An 18,012-nucleotide genomic window follows, 5' to 3' on the forward strand; every position below is an offset into this window, starting at 1 on the left:
GGCGTTGGCCGGGGAACCTCAAGAACACGGAGAACTTCCGGACCGCCGAAGGCAGTCACTTGCGCGCTACGCAGATGAATCACCCCTCTGGATGCTTATCGGACTGATGTTGTCCGACTAAAACTAACATAGACGGACAAAGTCAGTCCGCTAAGGTCAGGTGCATGACCTCCGCCCGCGGCCGCCAAGCCGAAGCCCGCCGCAACGACGTCCTGGTGCTTGAGGCAGCACTCGACGTGTTCAGCCACGACCCCGCCGCCCCGATGTCAGCGGTCGCGCGCCGGGCTGGCGTCGGTCAGGCGACCCTCTATCGGCGCTACCCGGCCAAAGAGGCGTTGCTGATCGCAGTGGCTCGGCACGGCCTGCAGTCGATCACCGACCGGGCAGCGTCGGCGCTACTGACGGTCAAGCCCTGGGACGGGCTGGAGGATTTCCTGGGCTGGTACGCGAACTCCGGGATGCTCCGGATGGGCAGCCTGCTCGGCACCTTCACCCCACCCCCGGAGCTCTACGAGCTCGCGCACCGCGGGAACCTGGCGATGCGGGAGCTCGTTGACCGCGCCCAAGCTGCCGGCGTCATCCGAGCCGACATCACCGGCGCCGACCTCACCCTGATCGCGACGCAGATCGCGGCGCTCGACACCGGCGATGCCGACCGCACCGCGACCCTGCGGCGACGGTACGTCGACCTGGTGCTGCAGGCCCTGGCGCTGACTGGCGCACCGGCCCTCACCGGCCCGGCCCCCGATGCCGCCGAGCTCGAAGCACCGTGGCACGAGCAGTCCTGACCTCCCCGGACCGAGGCGGATGCTCAGCTGGCCTGCGGGACGACCTCACGGGCGATCAGGTCCAGATGGTCCAGATCGTGCAGGTCCAGGATCTGCAGGTAGCTGCATGGCCCCCACACGGTGCACGGCATCGCGATGTCATCGAGCAGTGACACTGCAGCGATGTCAGAGAGCGTAGACATTGCGGCAGTGTCTGCGTCTTCCTGCTCGAGGAGGTGGACTCCCATGCCTGGCGCAGGTTCGCCGACGATGCCGGCCTGGACGCCGAACGGGTTCTGGTCCGGGTCGTCGCGATGGCTGAGGCCGTGCCCGCCGCCTTCGAGGCGGCGCTGGCCGAGGTGGACGACTGGCATGGTCAGGCGGCCGACTTGAGCGAACGCCTGCTGCCCCGACTGCGCCGGCGTGCGGCGCGGCTCGCCTGACGTCCCGACGGCGTCGACCGGCGTCCGATCGACGCCGCTGGTCCGCAACCGTTGCCATTCCTACCATTCACCCGCCCAACTGGCATCCGAAACTGTTAGGTCTCGCATCGTGCACGCGGTTGCGGTAGCGTTGCATTCTGTTGCGAAGCGGCCTCGGCCGCCCATGATCACGAGTGCGCAGGAGGAACACCATGCCGGAGCCGGTCAAGGCGATCCAGGCGGAGCAGTTGCCGATCGAGGTCTATGCCTCACCGGAGGAGATGGGCCAGGCCGCTGCAGAGCGGGCCGCAGCCGTGATCCGCGAGGCGGTCGCAGCCAGAGGGCACGCCCGGATCGTCGTGGCTACCGGTAACTCCCAGTTCGCGTTCGTGGCGGCTCTGCACGATCAGGACATTCCCTGGCAGCAGGTGACCGCCTTCCACATGGACGAGTACGTCGGTATCGACGCCGACCACAGTGCGAGCTTCCGCCGCTGGATCCACGAACGGATCGAGGAGCCGTTCCGCCCCGCGAAGGTGGAGTACATCATCGGCGACGCACCGGACGCCCAGGCCGAGGCCGACCGGTACGAGGCGCTGCTGCGGGAGGCCCCGCTGGACCTGGTCTGCATGGGCATCGGGGAGAACGGGCATCTGGCCTTCAACGAGCCCTATGACGCCGACTTCGACGACGAACGCTGGGCCCGGATCATCACCCTGACCGAGCAGTCGGTGCGCCAGCAGGTGGGTGAGGGGCACTTCCCGGACGAGGCCGCCACCCCGAAGACCGCGATCTCGCTGACCATCCCGGCACTGCTCTCCGCGGCGCACGTGCAGGTCTGCGCACCGGAGGACCGCAAGGCTGCCGCCGTGGCCGCCGCGGTCAGCGAGCCGATCTCGAACGCGTGCCCGGCGACCATCCTGCGGCAGAGCCCGCACGCCACCGTCTTCCTGGAGCCTGCCTCTGCGGCACAATTGCCGAGATGACCCTCCCGAACAACCCCGAGAGCCCTGCCCCGCTGATCCTGACCGGTGGCCGTGTCCTGGTCGAAGGCGGCCCGACCGACGCCGCAGTGGTGGTGCGCGAGGGTCGGATCGCCGAGGTGACCACGCAGCCACCCACCGGGCAGGTGCTGGACGTCGGGGGCCGGCTGGTGGCGCCCGGGCTGGTGGATATCCACATCCACGGGGCCGCCGGGCACAGCTTCGAGCAGGCGGAGGATGACGACGGCGTAGCGGCCATCCTGCACCACCTCGCCGGCCGTGGGGTCACCACAGTGCTCGCCTCCCTGGCCTCGGACGAGGTGGACACGCTGGCCGGCACGGTCCGCGCACTGCACCGCCACCGGGACCGCCCGCTGCCGCGGGCGGCCGAGCTCGCCGGAGTGCACCTGGAGGGGCCATTCCTCGCGCCGGCCCAGGCCGGCGCGCACTCCCCGGCCGTGCTGCGCGACCCGGACCCGGAAGCGGTGGCGACGTTGGCGGGCCTGTCCCCGGCGATGATCACCCTGGCGCCGGAACGGACCGGGGCGAGCTCCGCCGTCGACCGCTTCATCGCGGCCGGGACGGTAGTGGCGGCCGGGCACAGCGAAGCCCGTGAGGATGACTTGAGTGCCGCGCAGGCTGCGGGGCTGACTCACCTGACCCACCTGTGGAGCGGGCAGTCGGCCCTGGTGCGGGAGGGTCCGTGGCGGGTGCCGGGTCTGCTCGAGTCCTCGCTCGCGTCCACCGGGCTGACCGCCGAGGTGATCGCCGACGGCAAGCACCTGCCCCCGGCGCTGCTGGAGATCGCCCGCCGGTGCCTGGGCGAACGGCTGATCGTGGTCTCCGACGCCACTGCGGGCGCCGGACTGCCCGAGGGCTCCCGGTACGCGCTTGCCGAGGTGGTCTGCGAGGTGCGCGACGGCGTCGGCGTGGTCCTCGGCGCCGATGCCTTCGGCGGTAGCACCACCACGCTGGAGGCGATGCTCAGCTACCTGCACGCCGAGCTCGGCTGGCCGGTCGCTGAGCTGTTCGCGATGGGCAGCACCCGGCCTGCGCAGATCGCCGGACTGGGCGGCCGGAAGGGCCGCATCGCAGCCGGCTACGACGCCGACCTGGTGATCGTCGAGGACGATCTCACCCCGTGGGCCACTCTCGTCCGCGGCGAGCTGGTCCAGCCGTAGCTGCGCTCACCCGCCGCCCGCCACACCCGCGCCGCAGCGTTCGCGCCGCCACGGTCGCCCACCCACCCACCACCCGGCGGGTGGCCCGGCGGCCCGGCAGATGGTTCGTCACGGCGGCCCGGCAGATGGTTCGTTACGGCGCCCGATGGGTCGATACCCGGGAGCACGACTCACCGCGCCGGGTGACGAGTGAATGGATTCAGCGCGCGGGGGTCGAGGCGGGGGCGGGGGCCGGGGCGGTGCTGCCTCGGATGATCAGTCGGGTATCCAGCTGCACCAACGGTTTGGCGGCGCCGCCGGGGTTGTCCACCAGGTCCAGCACCAGATCGACGGCGGTCGCACCGGCACGCGTGCCCGGCACGTGGATCGAGCTCAGCGTGGGGTAGGCCATCCCGGACATCGGGGAGTCGTCGATGCCGATCACCGAGATGTCCGGACCCACCCGGAGGCCGCGTTCGTTCAGCCGGGCCATCAGGCCCAGGGCGATCATGTCGTCGTAGGCGATCACGGCGCTGGCGCCCCGGCTGTGCACCAGGTCCGCCGCTCGGACCCCGGCCTGGATCTGTGGCTCGAACGGGCCGAACTCGATCAGCTCGATACCCAGCTTCTCGCACGCTGCTCGTACTGCACTCTGCCGCTGCGCGTTCGACCAGGACCGGCGCGGGCCGTTCAGGTAGCAGATCTCCCGGTGTCCGAGCGAGGCGAGGTGCTCCACCGCCTCGGTCATCCCCTCGGCAGCATCGATGATCACGCTCGCCGCTCCCGGCACCTCCCGGTTGACGAACACGATCGGCTCCAGCGCCGCCAGGGCATCGAGCTGGTCCACCGGTGTGCGGGGAGACACCACGATCAGCCCGTCCACCCGCTTGCGGATCACCCGTGCGCGCTCGAGCTCGTCCGCCGGGTGCTCGTCCACGTCAGAGATCAGCACCGTCTTGCCCTTGGCGGAGGCGCGGGCCTGCACCGCCTTGATGATCGGCGGGAAGAACGGATTCGCGATGTCCGGCACGATCAGGCCGATCAGATCGCTGCGGCCAGAGGTGAGCGAGCGGGCCACGTGGTTCGGTTCGTAGCCCATCTCCCGGGCGACGCGCTTGATCCGGTCCCGGGTGGCATCTTTGACCTTCTCCGTACCGGACAGCGCCCGGGACACAGTGGAGGGCGAGACACCGACGGCGCGCGCCACGTCGGCGAGCGTCACGCTCATGGTCCCTCCCTGAAATCACTCCGGTCGGCGCGGGCAAGGTGCGTGCACAGCGTGCGCAACCGTAGCCGTGAGGTTAGCGCATCCCTGGGGTGCCCCACGCACTTCTCCCCCTCATCGTAGGCACAGGGTGCACCCTTGCCGCAAGCGGTTGCGTACCGTAGGTTCCTGGACATGACGCGCGAAGACGTGCCCCCTGCCCCGGCAACGACGCAACCCGTCCGGCGATCCCTGCCCGGCCGCGGCGCCCCGCTGCGCCTCGGAGTCATCGGAAACGGCAACCGCGGGGTGATCGCGGCGCGGGCGGCTGATGCCGATGCCGATGCCGCCGTCGTGGCGGTGGCGGACCCGCTCGAGCGTGCCCGCCACCGCGCCCGCGAGGCTTACGGGTCTGGCGTGAGCGTCGGTGAGAGCGTGACGGAGGTGATCGAGGCTGGTGTGGACGCGGCGTTCGTCACCTCTCTGGACCACCAGCACGCAGACCACACCGTCCAGCTCCTGAGCGCGGGTGTGGACGTGTTCGTGGACAAGCCGATGGCCACCACTGTGGCAGACGCCGACCGGATGCTGGTGGCCGCGCAAGCGAGCGGCAGCAAGCTGTATGTGGGCCACAACATGCGGCATATGCCGGTGATCGGGCTGATGCACGACCTGGTGGCCCAGGGGCGGATCGGCCAGGTGAAGGCCATCTGGTGCCGCTACTTCGTCGGCGACGGGGGCGATCGCTTCTTCAAGGACTGGCACGCCGAGCGGGCCAATGTGAACTCCTTGCTGCTGCAGAAGGGGGCGCATGACATCGACGTGATTCACTGGATCGCCGGCGGCTACACGCGCCGAGTGAGCGCGATGGGCGCACTGACTCTCTACGGCGACGTCGACTCCCGGCAGGATCGCACCGGACAGGTGGTGACCGAGTGGCTGGACCGGGAGAAGAACTGGCCACCGCTGGCCCAACAGGGCCTGCACCCGGTGATCGACGTCGAGGACCTCTCGATGGTCACCATGGCGCTCGACAACGGCGTGTTCGCGACCTATTCGGAGTGCCACTACACCCCGGACTACTGGCGGAACTACACCGTCATCGGCACCGAAGGCCGGATCGAGAACTTCGGCCTGGGCGACGATGGCGTGGTGCGGCTCTGGAATCGGCGCACCGAGTACAGCGCCGACGGCGACGAGCAGTTCCCGATCCCCCGGGTCGAGGGCGGGCATCACGGGGCCGACCCGGCGTTGCTCGCGGAGTTCCTGGAGTTCGTGCGCACCGGTGCTCCCACTCAGACCTCACCGGTCGCGGCCCGGGAGGCGGTGGCCACCGGAGCGGTCGCCACCACCTCGATGCGCAGCGGCTCCGGCGCCCTGGATGTGCCCGAGCTGGACCCCCGGCTGCGGGCCTACTTCGACGGCGGCCAGGTCCGCCGGTGACCGACCGCAAACAGTTTGGTGTTGCAGCAAGCGCTTGCACTCGCTAAGTTCGATCCAGGCCAACCAGAGCGATCGATCAGTGTGAGGTCTCGACGTGGACGTCTTCCCGCCTCGAGCGCAGCAGCAGACCACAGGCCGACCCCCGCCGGCCGTCAACTGAGGAGATATCGATGACGATGGACCGAAAGACCTGGGCCGGACAGCACCTGTCCCGGCGGAACTTGCTGATCTACAGCGGCGGCGGCCTGACGCTCGGCGCGCTCACGCTGGCCGGCTGCAGTGACGATGAGGCGCCCAACCCGTTCGACGATGCAGCCGGCGGCAGTGATGCTCTCGAGTCGCCGATGCTCACCGAACGGGTCGACGCGGGGGACCTGCCCTCGCTGGAGGAGCGCCTCCCCGCCGAGCCGATGGTGGTGGAACCGTGGGACGGGCCGGGCGCGTTCGGCGGCACGCTCCACCGGGCCCAGACCGACGTCGCGGACGCCGGGGTGATGCAGTCCTTCGCCGGCGTGGGACTGCTGGAGTGGGACTGGGACGCCGCCGGTGCAGTCCCCAGCATCGCTGCCGAGTTCGAGAAGAACGAGACCAACACCCAGTTCACCTTCCGGCTGCGGGAAGGGATGAAGTGGTCTGACGGAGAGCCGTTCACCTCCGAGGACCTGATGTTCACCATCACCGACTACCTCAGCAACGAGACCACGATCCCGACCGCACCGTTCTGGTTCAGCGACGGCGGGAACACCCGGCCCAGTGCAGAGGCTCCGGACGAGCTGACCGTGGTGATCACCTACACGGAGCCCTTCTCCCTGTTCGAGAAGTACATGTGCCACCCGGCGGTGAGCTACCAGTTCCTCAAGCCGAAGCACTACCTGAGCCAGTTCCATCCGGACTATGCCGACCCCGAGGAAGTGGACGCTGCCACCAGTGAGGCAGGCTTCGACTCCTGGGACCAGTACTTCGCCGACCGGGACAACTGGTGGACCAACCCCGAGCGCCCGGTGCTCGGTGCGTACCTGGTCACCAGCTCGGCGAACGCCCAGAGCGGTACGGCGGCCCTGGAGCGCAACCCGTACTACTGGAAGACCGACCCGGACGGTCGCCAGCTGCCCTACGTGGACGAGATCCAGGTCCAGGTGCTCGCCCAGGACGCCCTCGACCTGCGCGCCGCCAACGGCGACCTGGACTTCCAGGGCCACTTCCTCGGGTACAACACCGCCCAGGTGTATCTGCAGAACGCGGAGTCCAAAGGCTTCGAGATGCTCCGTTGGCAGCCGGTCGGCACGCTCGCCTCCATCTGCCTGAATCTCTCCCACCAGAACGACGTGCTGCGCGAACTGTTCCTGGACGTCGAGTTCCGCCGCGCTCTCTCCCTGGGTATCGACCGTGAGGAGATGAACTCCACCCTGGTGGGTGACCTGGGCACCATCGCCCAGCCGATCCCCACCGAGAACTCCGAGTACTTCGTAGAAGGCACCGGGCAGAACGCGATCGAGTTCGACCCGGACGAGGCGAACCGCATCCTCGACGACCTCGGCCTGACCATGGGCACCGACGGCGTCCGGCAGCGGCCTGACGGCGAGCCCCTGGCGCTGGTGCTGATGTACGTGGAGAGCTCGGCGGGGATCTCTCCCGCGGACGCCTACGGCATGGTGCGCCGCAACTGGGCCGATATCGGCGTCAAGCTCGATCTGCGTCCGGTGGACGGCGGCCTCTACGGCGAGCTGCGTGGGTCGAACGACTTCGACATCGACGGCACCACGATCCCCACCGACGATTTCGACCTGGAGCCGGTGTGGTTCATCCCGACCGCGTCGAACTCCCACAGCGCTCCCGGTTACGGCGGCTGGTATGCGAGCGCCGGGGCCGAAGGGATGGAGCCGCCGCAGGATATCAAGGACCTGATGGACCGCTGGGACGACCTGCGTACGGCGGAGACCGACGAGGACCGGATCGCGGCCGGGCAAGCCATCACCAGCCAGCACGAGGAGCAGATCTACGCCATCGGCCTGGTCGCCCTGCCGTTCACACCGGTGATCGTGGCAGGCGACCTGCACAACGTGCGCGACGACGAACCGCAGCTGTCCTACTACAAGGGCCGGGAAGGCATCACCAAGCCGGAGCAGATCTACTTCGCCGAGGCCTGAGCCGCTGCAGCGGGCCCTCTCCCGGCCCGCGGCCCACCCGCCCATGACTGGACTGGAAGGAGCGCCGTGCTGAGATTTGTGGTGCACCGCGTGCTGCACGTGCTGCCGACGCTGATCGTGGTGACGATCATCGCGTTCTTCATCATCCAGCTGCCCCCAGGTGACTTCCTCACCACTCAGGTGGCCGCACTGGAGGCGCAGGGAGAAAGCATCGACCCGGCCCAGCTGGAGGCGCTACGCGCCCGGTACGGCATCGGCGACCCGTTCTGGGTGCAGTACTTCAAGTGGATCTCGAACATCGTGATGCACGGTGACTTCGGCCTCTCCTTCGCCTACCAGCGCCCGGTGGCGGACCTGATCCTCGAACGCCTCCCGCTCACCCTGCTGCTCGGTATCGCCACCTTGCTGGTGACCTGGCTGATCGCCCTGCCGGCCGGCGTCTACTCGGCGATCAAGCAGCACACCGGCGGTGACTACGTGATCTCCACCGTGGGGTTCATCGCGCTGGCAGTGCCGAACTTCCTCGCCGCCCTGGTGCTCGCCTATATCGGGTTCCACTACTTCGGGCAGAGTGTGGGCGGGTTGTTCTCCCCCGAGTACGTGAACGCGCCGTGGAGCTTGGCCAAGTTCGGCGATCTGCTCGAGCACCTGTGGGTCCCGGTGCTGGTGATCAGCCTGGCCGGTACCGCGAGCATTATCCGGGTGACTCGCGCGAACATGCTCGACGAGCTGCACAAGCCATATGTGACCACCGCGCGCGCCAAGGGGCTGCCGGAGGGCAAGATCATCCGCAAGTACCCGCTGCGGATCGCGCTGAACCCCTTCATCTCCACCGCCGGCTGGCACCTCCCGTCCCTCTTCGACGGCGAGGTGATCGTCGCCACTGTGCTGGCGCTGGGCACCACCGGGCCGCTGCTGCTGGATGCCCTGAAGTCCCAGGACATGTACCTCGCCGGCGGCATCATCCTGATCATCGCGGTGCTGACCGTGGTCGGCACGCTGATCTCCGATGTGCTGCTCGCCGTGGTCGATCCGCGGGTGCGATTCGGGAAGGCGTGAGCAGATGACCGAGACCAGCCAGCTGCCCCAACACGATCCGGACCGCACCGACGGCCCGGAGGGCGAGCCCGATGCCGACACCCTTGCCGCCGAGTCCGGGAGGTCCCGGCAGGACGTCACCTCCGCCCCGCAGTGGAAGCTGATCTGGTGGCGGTTCCGCAAGCACAAGATGGCCATGATCGGGATGTGGATCCTGGTGGTGCTGTACGTGGTGGCGCTGTTCGCCGGGTTCTTCGCCCCGTTCAACACCTCCAGCTACTCCGCCGAGCACGTGTTCCAGCCGCCGCAGGTGCCGAGCTTCAGCTTCTCCGACGGCTTCTACGTGCACCCCACCACCGGCTCCACCGATCCGGAGACTCTGCAGCGGGTCTTCGAGGAGGACACCAGTGAGCAGATTCCGCTCGGCTTCTTCGTCCACGGCGACGAGTACCAGCTGCTCTGGCTGTTCGAGACCGACCTGCACCTCTTCGGGCCGGAGAACGCCGGTGATCGCTGGTATCCGTTGGGCGGCGATCGTACCGGTGCGGACCTGCTGTCCAAGATCACCTACGGTTCCCAGATCTCTCTGTCCATCGGGCTGATCGGGGTGGGGATCTCGCTCGTGCTGGGCATGCTGCTCGGGGGCATCTCCGGGTACTTCGGCGGTGTGGTGGACACCATCATCCAGCGTGTGATCGAGCTGATCATGAGCGTGCCCACGTTGCCGCTCTGGCTCGGACTGGCTGCCGCGGTGCCGCCCCAGTGGGGTTCCACGCCGACCTACCTGATGATCACGGTGATCCTGTCCCTGCTCGGCTGGACGCAGCTGGCCCGGGTGGTGCGCGGACGGCTGCTGCAGCTGCGCAGCGAGGACTTCGTGATGGCGGCCAGGTTCGATGGCGTGAGGACCGGGCGGATCATCTTCCGGCACATGCTGCCCTCGTTCAGCTCGCACATCATCGCCACGGTCAGCCTCGCAGTGCCGGCGATGATCCTGGCGGAGACGTCGCTGTCCTTCCTCGGCCTGGGCCTGCGCGCCCCGGCGGTGTCCTGGGGCGTCCTGCTGCAGGACGCCCAATCGGTCTCCACTGTGGCCACCACCCCCTGGCTGATCCTGCCCGGGGTGGCGGTAGTGCTCGCCGTGGTGGCATTCAACTTCGTCGGTGACGGTCTGCGCGACTCCGCCGACCCGTACGGAAAGAGGTCGGCATGAGCACGAGGAGCCCCCGCGTAGGTACGCCGAGGGACGAGGTGTGCTGGAGCGAGGCACCGCAGTGCTCAGGCATAGGAGGTGGAGCATGAGCACGAGGAGCCCCCGCGTAGGTACGCCGAGGGATGAGGTGTGCTGGAGCGAGGCACCGCAGTGCTCAGGCACAGGAGGTAGAGCATGAAGCGCCGCCGCAACCAGACCGAACGTACCGGGCACAAACAGCTCGGCGCGGCGGTGGTCGAGGCCACCGAGCTCAGCGCAGCCGAGGCGATCCTGGACGTCCAGGACCTGCACACCACGTTCCGCACCGACCAGGGGGTGGTGCGCGCCGTCGATGGTATCGACATGACGATCCGCCGCGGGACCACCACCTGCATCGTGGGCGAGTCCGGGTCCGGCAAGTCGGCCACTGCGCGGTCCATCCTCCAGGTGGTGGACGCGCCCGGGGTCGTGGAGTCCGGCCGAATCCTGTTCCGTGCCGAGGAGCAGGGAGACGTCGTTGACCTGGCCGCGCTCGACCCCAAGGGTGAGGGCATCCGCCAGGTGCGCGGGCGGGACGTCGGCATCGTGTTCCAGGAGCCGATGTCCTCGCTCAGCCCGGTGCACACGATCGGCAACCAGATCTCCGAGCTGCTGGCGCTGCACACGGATCTGAACGAGGCGCAGATCCGTGAACGCGTCGTCGCCGAGCTGGCCGGCGTGGGGATCCCGCGTCCGGCCGAACGCATCGACGCCTACACCTTCCAGCTCTCCGGCGGGATGCGTCAGCGGGCGATGATCGCGATGGCACTGATCTGCCGGCCGTCGCTGCTGATCGCAGACGAGCCCACCACCGCCCTGGACGTGACCACTCAGGCGCAGATCCTGGACCTGCTCGGGGAGCTCAAGCGCGAGCTGGCGATGACGCTGATCTTCATCACCCACGACCTGGGCGTGGTCGCCGAGATCGCCGATGACGTGGTGGTGATGCGCCACGGCAAGGTGGTGGAGACCGGGCCGGTGGACCAGATCTTCCACGATCCCCAGCACCCGTACACCCGCGAGCTGCTCGCGGCGTTGCCGCAGCGCTCGGGTGGGCTCGTTGATCAGGCCGGCGACGGCGCAGCCCCGGCGGGCAGGGGAAGTTCCGGGGATCAGGTCCTCGGCCGGGAGGGGCCGGGGCAACCCCAGGGCGAGGAAACGGACCCGGAGAAGCCCAGCTCCGCCGTCGAAGTACCGCAGGGCGGGCCGGCGTCTGCGGTCACGGGAAGCTTCGCCGTCGGGCAGGAGCTCCCGGCACCCGGCGAGCCGGTCGAGGCGACCGGAACGGCCGAGGCGACCGGAACGGCTGAGGCCGCCGGAACGGCCGGGGTGACCGGAGCCGGCGAGACGACCCACGCCCACGAACCCGGCGCCCCGCGCGCGCTGCTGTCCATCCAGGACCTGCGGATGGAGTTCGACGCCGTCTCCGGCGGTCTGTTCCGCCGGCGCCGCAAGGAGAAGATCGTCGCGGTGAACGGGGTAAGCCTGGACATTCCCGAGGGCGCCACGCTCGGCCTGGTGGGGGAGTCCGGGTGCGGGAAGACCACTCTGGGCCGGTGCGTGATGCGCGCATACGAGCCGACGGCGGGCCGGATTCTCTACCGGAATGGTCAGGGCGGCGAGGTGGACCTGGCCCGGTTGTCCGAGCGGGAGCTGCTGCCGTACCGGCGCCAGATCCGGATGGTGTTCCAGGACCCGTACGGGTCGCTGAACCCGCGAATGACCGTGCGGCAGGTGATCGCCGAGCCGCTGAAGGCTGCCGGGATGGCGAAAGGGTCAGAGCTGGCTGACCGGGTGGAGACGATGCTGGAGCGGGTCGGCCTGCGCCGCTCGATGGCGGGCCGCTACCCGCATGCATTCTCCGGCGGGGAGCGGCAGCGGATCGGCATCGCCCGCGCGCTGATCACCTCGCCGAAGCTGGTGATCGCCGATGAGGCAGTCTCCGCACTCGACGTGTCCGTGCGCACCCAGATCCTCGAGCTGCTCGCCGACCTGCAGTCCGATCTGGGGCTGACCTACCTGTTCATCTCCCACGACCTGTCGGTGATCGAGCGGATCTGCGACCGGGTGGCGGTGATGTACTACGGCAACCTGGTGGAGGAGGGCCCGACCGAGACCCTGTTCGCCGATCCGCAGCACGGGTACACCCGGGCACTGCTGTCCGCAGTGCCGATCCCGGACCCGCGGCTGCGCGGCACCCGTGAGCGGGTGGACTACCGGCCCGAGGAGGACGAGGCAGCCTGAGGCTGCCGAAGCCGCGGTGTCGGCGTCTCGGTTCGAGACCGACGTTCGACCGCTGGTCTGCCGCGGCGGCGTGGGAGCGGCTGGGGCATGGGACGATCCGGGCATGGTTTCTCCGCTTGCCCGCACCTTTCGCTGGCACGGTCGAGAGGTGGCATGGGACCGGTTCGGCCAGGGGCCGCCGCTGGTGCTGCTGCACGGCACACCCTGGTCCTCGGCGCTGTGGCGGCCGATGGCCACCGCGCTGAGCGCACGGTTCACCGTGTACCTGTGGGACATGCCCGGCTACGGGGCATCGTCGAAGGACCCGGACCATCGAGTGGACCTGGGCGTGCAGGGTAAGTTGTTCGCCGCTCTGCTCAACGTGTGGCAGCTCGACCGGCCGCATGTGCTGGCGCACGACTTCGGCGGCGTGGTCTCGTTGCGCGCCCGGCTGCTGCACGGCGCGCAGTATGCCTCGCTCTGCCTGGTGGACGCGGTGGCGCTGAGCCCCTGGGGCTCGCCGTTCTTCACCCTCGTACGCGACCATGCCGAGGTGTTCGCCCAGCTTCCACCGGCGGTGCATCGCGGGGCGGTGGAAGCCTACATCGGCGGAGCGAGCCACCGGGGACTGGGCGCGGAGGATCTCGCCATGCTGGTGGCACCCTGGACCGGAGCGATCGGCCAGAGCGCGTTCTATCGCCAGATTGCCCAGGCCGACGAACGGTTCACCGACGAGATCGAGCCGCGGTACGGCTCGATCGACGAACCGACACACATCATCTGGGGCAGCGAGGACACCTGGATCCCACCGGAGCGGGCCGGCCGGCTGCAGCAGCTGATCCCGGGCTCCTCGTTGGCGGTCATCGACGATGCGGGCCACCTGGTCCAGCTCGACGCTCCGACGGCGCTCGCGGCCGAGCTCACCCGCTGGACGGAGCAGGTGCGCTGACCCGCTCATCAGCCGCCATTCCTTGACAGAGTGAAGGAATGGGCGGCATGGTCGGGGTGTGCAACGGAGCCGCGACAGTACTGACGCACCGTCGCTCGCGACCCTCGGGCCGGCGGCTCGCGGAGTGGTGCGGGCGTTGCTGCTCGGTGGCCCGCTCTCCCGTGCCGAGCTCGCCCGACGCCTCGGACTCTCCCCGGCCAGTCTGACCAAGACCACTCGGCCTTTGCTGGTCTCTGGCTTGATCTCGCAAGGAATCGCGCTGGTTTCGGAACAACGCGGCCGTCCTGGCGCGCCCTTGGTACTCGACGCCTCCCGGCATCAGTTCATCGGAGTGAAGATCACCGCGGACGAGGTGTTCGCGGTCCGCACCGATGCGCGCGGACGCGTCGGGGCGAGCCAGAGCGCTGCGATCGCGAGCCCGGAAGTCGCGCCGGTCGTGGGCCAGATTGTTGCACTAGTGAATGAACTCAGCGGAGATCAGCGGATCCAGGCCCTCGGGATCGGCCTGGCCGGTGAGCAGACCCGCTTCGACGACACCGTCCGCCGGAACAGCCATCTCGGCTGGGACCAGGTCCCCCTCGCCCGGCTGATCGAAGAGCGGACGGGGATCCCCACCGTGCTCAGCGGCGACGCTCGGGCGCTCACCGCGGGGGTGCAGTGGTCCGGACCCGGCAAGGGGATGACCGAGCTCGCCGTGCTGACCGTGGGGGTGGGTATCGGCCTGGGCATCGTCCTCGAGGACACGGTGCTCTCCGGTCCGACCGGCCGGGTCGGCATGATCGGGCACAACCGGGTCTCCGACTCCGGGCCGCTGTGCGCGGCCGGCCATCGCGGCTGTGCGTCGAGCTTCCTCACCACGGCTGCGATCACCGGGGCGATCGGACTGCCGCACGGCCGTGCCGATGTGGATCTGGCCGAGGGCTGCGCGCTCGCCGCAGCCGGGGATCCGGTAGCCCTGCGGGTGTTCGCCGACGCCGGCCGCGCGCTCGGCGTGATCATCGCCCAGCTCGTCAACACCCTCGGTCTCCCCGCAGTGATCCTCGCCGGCGACGGCCTGGACCTGCTCGCCTACGCCGAGGCGAGCATGCACGAGGCCCTCGCCGAGCACCTCGACCCGAACGCCCGCAGCCCGCAGGTGCTGGTATTCACCTCCGGGTTCGACGAATGGGCCCGCGGCGCCGCCGTGGTCGCCTGCCAGTGGCTGCTCGATCCGCCCCGCCACCGCTACACCCACCCGTCATCACCCAGGACAACGTAGAGATCGACACTAGGAGAAACCCTTGCCCGAGCTGCCCCTCGACCCCACCACCGCGCTGGACCCAGACGCCGGCTCGATCAGCATCGGCATCGTCGGTGCGGGCCAGTTCTCCCGGAGCTTCGCCACCTTGTGGGACCGGCATCCGAACGTCAGCCGGATCGCGATCACCGATCTGCTGCCCGAGCGTGCCGAGGCACTCGCTGAGCGCTACCAGCACGTGAGCGTGATGGCCAGCTTCGAGGAGATGCTCGCCTCGGATCTGGATGCGGTGGCGATCTTCACCCAGCGGTGGACGCACGCCCCGCTGGTCCTGGCCGCGCTCGAGGCCGGCAAGCACGTCTACTCCGCCGTGCCGATGGCCACCGAGCTCACCGATATTGAGGCGATCATCGCCGCCGTCGAACGCACGGGCCTGACCTACATGATGGGTGAGACGAGCTACTACAACCCGGCGACCGTGTTCCTGCGCCAGAAGATCGCCGAGGGTGCGTTGGGCCGGGTGTTCTACTCCGAGGGCGATTACGTGCACGATATGGACCTCGGGTTCTACGACGCCTATGCCTATAGCGGCGGGGAGAACTGGAGGGCTACCGCCAGCTATCCGCCGATGCTCTACCCCACGCACGCGATCGGCGGGGTGCTCGGGGCGCTGCCGGCCCGAGCAGTGAGCGTGAGCTGTATCGGCGTGGAGGACCAGCGCGGTGACGGGGTCTTCGACCGAGAGATCAGCCAGTTCAACAACAGCTTCTCCAACGCCACGGCGTTGTTCGAGCTTTCCGACGGCGGTGCGATGCGCACCAACGAGATGCGCCGGGTGGGTTACCCCTCCCGCATCCGGGAGTCCCGGTTCCGGTTCTTCGGCACCGAGGCCAGCTTCGAGCAGCTCGCCCACCAGAGCGTCTGGCACGACAAGGAGAGCTCGCGCGACATCTCACCGGACTTCATTCCGCTCCGTGGCGCCGACGACGGCGAGCTCGCTGATGTGGCACCGGCACTGCGGGAAGCGTTCACCTCCGGGTCGGCACCGGTGCACGATCGCGGCCGGTTGCCGGCCAGCTACGCCGACGCCCCGAACGGGCACGAGGGCTCCCACCACTTCCTCGCCGATGACTTCGTCCGCGGGGTGGTCACCGGGCAGCACCCACCGGTGCACGCCTGGCGCGCCGCGCACTTCACCGCGCCCGGGATCGTGGCGCATGCTTCCGCTCTTGCTGGGGGTGAGCGCCTGACCATCCCGGACTTCGGTGACGGGCCGCGCAGCTGACCCACCCGCCGCCGAGCACCGCCTGCAACGACGCAAGGAGGACGATATGAGCGCACCACCGTTGCGAGAGCAACGGGCCGGCCGCCGTCGCGACGACACCCGGCTCGCCCTGCTCTTCATCCTGCCGGCCACGATCGGTCTGGTCACCTTCTACTTCTGGCCCCTGCTCCGCGGCATCTGGCTGAGCTTCACCTCCTGGGACCTGCTCAGCCCGGCCGAGTTCATCGGCCTGCAGAACTACCGGGACATGATCGTGGACCCAGTGTTCTGGAACGCGCTGCAGGTCACCGCCTGGTACGTGGTGATCAACATCGGGGTGCAGACCGTGGTGGCGCTGCTGCTGGCCGTGCTGATGCAGCGGCTGAGCCGGTCGACGCTGCTGCGCTCCCTGGTGCTCGCGCCCTACCTGGTCTCCAACGTGGTGGCAGCCCTGGTGTTCCTCTGGATCCTCGACTACCAGCTCGGAGTCGGCAACCAGGTGCTGGCCTGGCTGGGGCTGGACCGGATCGGCTTCTTCACCTCCGAGGTCTGGGTGATCCCCACGATCGCCCTGGTGAACGTGTGGCGATACATGGGCTACACGGCGCTGCTGATCTTCGCCGGGCTGCAGACCATCCCGCACACCATGTACGAAGCGGCCCGGGTGGACGGCGCGTCGGAGATTCGGATGTTCTTCCGGATCACCGTGCCGCTGCTGCGACCGATCCTCGGTCTGGTCCTGATCATCTCGGTGATCGGCTCCTTCCAAGTCTTCGACACCGTGGCGGTCACCACCAACGGCGGTCCGGTCGACGCCTCCCGCGTGCTGCAGCTCTACATCTATGACAAGGCCTTCGCACAGTTCGACTTCGGCTACGCCTCCGCACTGAGCGTGGCCCTGCTCCTGCTGCTGATGGTGGTCACCTTCCTGCAGTACCGCATCACGCGGGCCGGCCAGACGGATCTGAACTAGGAGGTGCGAGATGAGTGAAACCACCGTTGCCACCAGGCCCGATGAGGCCGGCACGACCTCTGCCCACTCGGTGCCACCTCGACGTCGCCGGCGCCCGAGCGTGGGCCGGATCGTGGCCTGGGTGGTGATGGTCGTGCTGCTGATCATCACCTTGTTCCCGTTCTACTGGATGCTGCGCACTGCGCTCTCCAGCAACAGCGCCCTGTACGCCGAGGCGAGCTCCTGGCTGCCGGTGGACTTCAGCTGGGGCGGCTTCGAACGCGTCTTCGGGCTGCAGAGCACCGAGGAGGCGATTGCCCAGGGGGGATCCGGAGCCTCGATCGACTTCTGGCGCTACCTCGGTAACTCGGTGGTCGTGGCCACCGGGATCACCGCGTGCCAGGTGTTCTTCTCGGCGATGGCCGCCTACGCCTTCTCCCGGCTGCACTGGAAGGGGCGGGACCGAGTGTTCGCCATCTTCCTGCTCTCATTGATGGTGCCGGTGATCTTCACCCTGCTGCCGAACTTCCTGCTGATCCGCGAGCTGGGCCTGATCGACACCCTGTTCGGGATCATGCTGCCGGGCCTGTTCATGACCCCGTTCGCGATCTTCTTCCTGCGGCAGTTCTTCATGAACGTCCCTCTCGAGGTCGAGGAGGCGGCGCTGATCGACGGCGCCAGCAAGGTGCGGGTGTTCTTCTCCCTGATCATCCCGATGTCGGCAGGCCCGATCGCCACGATCTCGATCCTGACCTACATCACCGCCTGGAACGACTACTTCTGGCCGCTGATGGTCTCCTACTCCGATGAGTCCCGGGTGCTGACCGTAGCCCTGGGCAACTTCAACGAACAGAGCCCGCAGACCGGACCCGACTGGTCCGGGCTGATGGCCGCAACGCTGGTGGCGGCACTGCCGATGATCCTGCTGTTCCTGGTCTTCGCGAGACGGATCGTCAACTCCATCGGCTTTACCGGGATCAAGTGAGGGGCAT

The 18,012-nt window shown here is 68.6% G+C and carries 16 protein-coding genes; 14 read left to right on the forward strand and 2 right to left on the reverse strand.

The genetic code is table 11. From position 1 onward, the window contains the following. The first annotated feature begins 164 nt into the window (after nucleotides 1–164). On the forward strand, nucleotides 165–788 hold the full coding sequence (locus FU260_RS00985) for a TetR/AcrR family transcriptional regulator (protein ID WP_147915366.1): 624 nt from the start codon (nucleotides 165–167) through the stop codon (nucleotides 786–788). Between the two features lie 23 nt (nucleotides 789–811). Here FU260_RS00985 and FU260_RS23425 read toward each other — a convergent pair whose 3' ends face one another. Further along, the gene (locus tag FU260_RS23425; RefSeq protein WP_168211577.1) at nucleotides 812–970 is read right to left on the reverse strand and encodes a hypothetical protein; all 159 of its coding nucleotides are present in this window, start codon (nucleotides 968–970) and stop codon (nucleotides 812–814) included. Nucleotides 971–1,003: 33 nt separating this feature from the next. Between FU260_RS23425 and FU260_RS00990 the strand changes: the two genes are divergently transcribed. From FU260_RS00990 to FU260_RS01000, 3 genes are all read left to right on the forward strand, one after another. Then, nucleotides 1,004–1,210 carry a type II toxin-antitoxin system HipA family toxin gene (locus FU260_RS00990; protein WP_147915367.1) on the forward strand — a complete coding sequence of 69 codons (207 nt, stop codon included), beginning with the start codon at nucleotides 1,004–1,006 and terminating at the stop codon, nucleotides 1,208–1,210. Nucleotides 1,211–1,401: 191 nt separating this feature from the next. Further along, nucleotides 1,402–2,175, forward strand: coding sequence for a 6-phosphogluconolactonase (locus tag FU260_RS00995; RefSeq protein ID WP_147915368.1), 774 nt, complete (start codon nucleotides 1,402–1,404; stop codon nucleotides 2,173–2,175). Further along, entirely contained in the window at nucleotides 2,172–3,353 is a 1,182-nt protein-coding gene (locus tag FU260_RS01000; RefSeq protein ID WP_147915369.1) for an N-acetylglucosamine-6-phosphate deacetylase, read from the forward strand. Before FU260_RS00995 ends, FU260_RS01000 begins: the two co-directional genes overlap by 4 nt. Nucleotides 3,354–3,552: 199 nt before the next feature. On the opposite strand, the gene FU260_RS01005 is transcribed toward FU260_RS01000, so the two are convergent. Then, nucleotides 3,553–4,560 (reverse strand): LacI family DNA-binding transcriptional regulator, encoded by a 1,008-nt coding sequence (locus FU260_RS01005; RefSeq protein ID WP_147915370.1) that lies wholly within the window; start codon nucleotides 4,558–4,560, stop codon nucleotides 3,553–3,555. A gap of 171 nt (nucleotides 4,561–4,731) precedes the next feature. Between FU260_RS01005 and FU260_RS01010 the strand changes: the two genes are divergently transcribed. From FU260_RS01010 to FU260_RS01055, 10 genes are all read left to right on the forward strand, one after another. Continuing rightward, on the forward strand, nucleotides 4,732–5,979 hold the full coding sequence (locus FU260_RS01010; protein WP_147915371.1) for a Gfo/Idh/MocA family protein: 1,248 nt from the start codon (nucleotides 4,732–4,734) through the stop codon (nucleotides 5,977–5,979). 170 nt (nucleotides 5,980–6,149) lie between these two features. Beyond that, nucleotides 6,150–8,126 (forward strand): ABC transporter substrate-binding protein, encoded by a 1,977-nt coding sequence (locus tag FU260_RS01015; protein WP_147915372.1) that lies wholly within the window; start codon nucleotides 6,150–6,152, stop codon nucleotides 8,124–8,126. 66 nt (nucleotides 8,127–8,192) lie between these two features. After that, nucleotides 8,193–9,185 carry an ABC transporter permease gene (locus FU260_RS01020; RefSeq protein ID WP_147915373.1) on the forward strand — a complete coding sequence of 331 codons (993 nt, stop codon included), beginning with the start codon at nucleotides 8,193–8,195 and terminating at the stop codon, nucleotides 9,183–9,185. Between the two features lie 4 nt (nucleotides 9,186–9,189). Further along, nucleotides 9,190–10,377 (forward strand): ABC transporter permease, encoded by a 1,188-nt coding sequence (locus FU260_RS01025; protein ID WP_147915374.1) that lies wholly within the window; start codon nucleotides 9,190–9,192, stop codon nucleotides 10,375–10,377. A gap of 174 nt (nucleotides 10,378–10,551) precedes the next feature. Further along, the gene (locus FU260_RS23745; protein WP_147915375.1) at nucleotides 10,552–12,639 is read left to right on the forward strand and encodes an ABC transporter ATP-binding protein; all 2,088 of its coding nucleotides are present in this window, start codon (nucleotides 10,552–10,554) and stop codon (nucleotides 12,637–12,639) included. A gap of 103 nt (nucleotides 12,640–12,742) precedes the next feature. Continuing rightward, nucleotides 12,743–13,567 (forward strand): alpha/beta fold hydrolase, encoded by an 825-nt coding sequence (locus tag FU260_RS01035; RefSeq protein ID WP_147915376.1) that lies wholly within the window; start codon nucleotides 12,743–12,745, stop codon nucleotides 13,565–13,567. A 58-nt stretch (nucleotides 13,568–13,625) separates the two neighbouring features. Next, nucleotides 13,626–14,825 carry an ROK family transcriptional regulator gene (locus FU260_RS01040; RefSeq protein ID WP_147915377.1) on the forward strand — a complete coding sequence of 400 codons (1,200 nt, stop codon included), beginning with the start codon at nucleotides 13,626–13,628 and terminating at the stop codon, nucleotides 14,823–14,825. A 22-nt stretch (nucleotides 14,826–14,847) separates the two neighbouring features. Further along, nucleotides 14,848–16,089 (forward strand): Gfo/Idh/MocA family protein, encoded by a 1,242-nt coding sequence (locus FU260_RS01045; protein WP_147915378.1) that lies wholly within the window; start codon nucleotides 14,848–14,850, stop codon nucleotides 16,087–16,089. Between the two features lie 46 nt (nucleotides 16,090–16,135). Next, nucleotides 16,136–17,041 (forward strand): carbohydrate ABC transporter permease, encoded by a 906-nt coding sequence (locus FU260_RS01050; RefSeq protein WP_147915379.1) that lies wholly within the window; start codon nucleotides 16,136–16,138, stop codon nucleotides 17,039–17,041. A gap of 10 nt (nucleotides 17,042–17,051) precedes the next feature. Then, nucleotides 17,052–18,005, forward strand: coding sequence for a carbohydrate ABC transporter permease (locus tag FU260_RS01055; RefSeq protein WP_147915380.1), 954 nt, complete (start codon nucleotides 17,052–17,054; stop codon nucleotides 18,003–18,005). The last annotated feature ends 7 nt before the right edge of the window (nucleotides 18,006–18,012 follow it).

Origin of the sequence: Ruania zhangjianzhongii, from assembly GCF_008000995.1 — a bacterium.
Taxonomy (GTDB): Bacteria; Actinomycetota; Actinomycetes; order Actinomycetales; family Beutenbergiaceae; genus Ruania; species Ruania zhangjianzhongii.

Coding starts and splice junctions, on each gene's coding strand:
- FU260_RS01050 (WP_147915379.1), top strand. CDS start 16,136: ATGAGCGCACCACCGTTGCGAGAGCAACGGGCCGGCCGCCGTCGCGAC.
- FU260_RS01015 (WP_147915372.1), top strand. CDS start 6,150: ATGACGATGGACCGAAAGACCTGGGCCGGACAGCACCTGTCCCGGCGG.
- FU260_RS00995 (WP_147915368.1), top strand. CDS start 1,402: ATGCCGGAGCCGGTCAAGGCGATCCAGGCGGAGCAGTTGCCGATCGAG.
- FU260_RS01000 (WP_147915369.1), top strand. CDS start 2,172: ATGACCCTCCCGAACAACCCCGAGAGCCCTGCCCCGCTGATCCTGACC.
- FU260_RS01005 (WP_147915370.1), bottom strand. CDS start 4,560: ATGAGCGTGACGCTCGCCGACGTGGCGCGCGCCGTCGGTGTCTCGCCC.
- FU260_RS01025 (WP_147915374.1), top strand. CDS start 9,190: ATGACCGAGACCAGCCAGCTGCCCCAACACGATCCGGACCGCACCGAC.
- FU260_RS23425 (WP_168211577.1), bottom strand. CDS start 970: ATGTCTACGCTCTCTGACATCGCTGCAGTGTCACTGCTCGATGACATC.
- FU260_RS01055 (WP_147915380.1), top strand. CDS start 17,052: ATGAGTGAAACCACCGTTGCCACCAGGCCCGATGAGGCCGGCACGACC.
- FU260_RS01010 (WP_147915371.1), top strand. CDS start 4,732: ATGACGCGCGAAGACGTGCCCCCTGCCCCGGCAACGACGCAACCCGTC.
- FU260_RS01035 (WP_147915376.1), top strand. CDS start 12,743: ATGGTTTCTCCGCTTGCCCGCACCTTTCGCTGGCACGGTCGAGAGGTG.
- FU260_RS23745 (WP_147915375.1), top strand. CDS start 10,552: ATGAAGCGCCGCCGCAACCAGACCGAACGTACCGGGCACAAACAGCTC.
- FU260_RS00985 (WP_147915366.1), top strand. CDS start 165: ATGACCTCCGCCCGCGGCCGCCAAGCCGAAGCCCGCCGCAACGACGTC.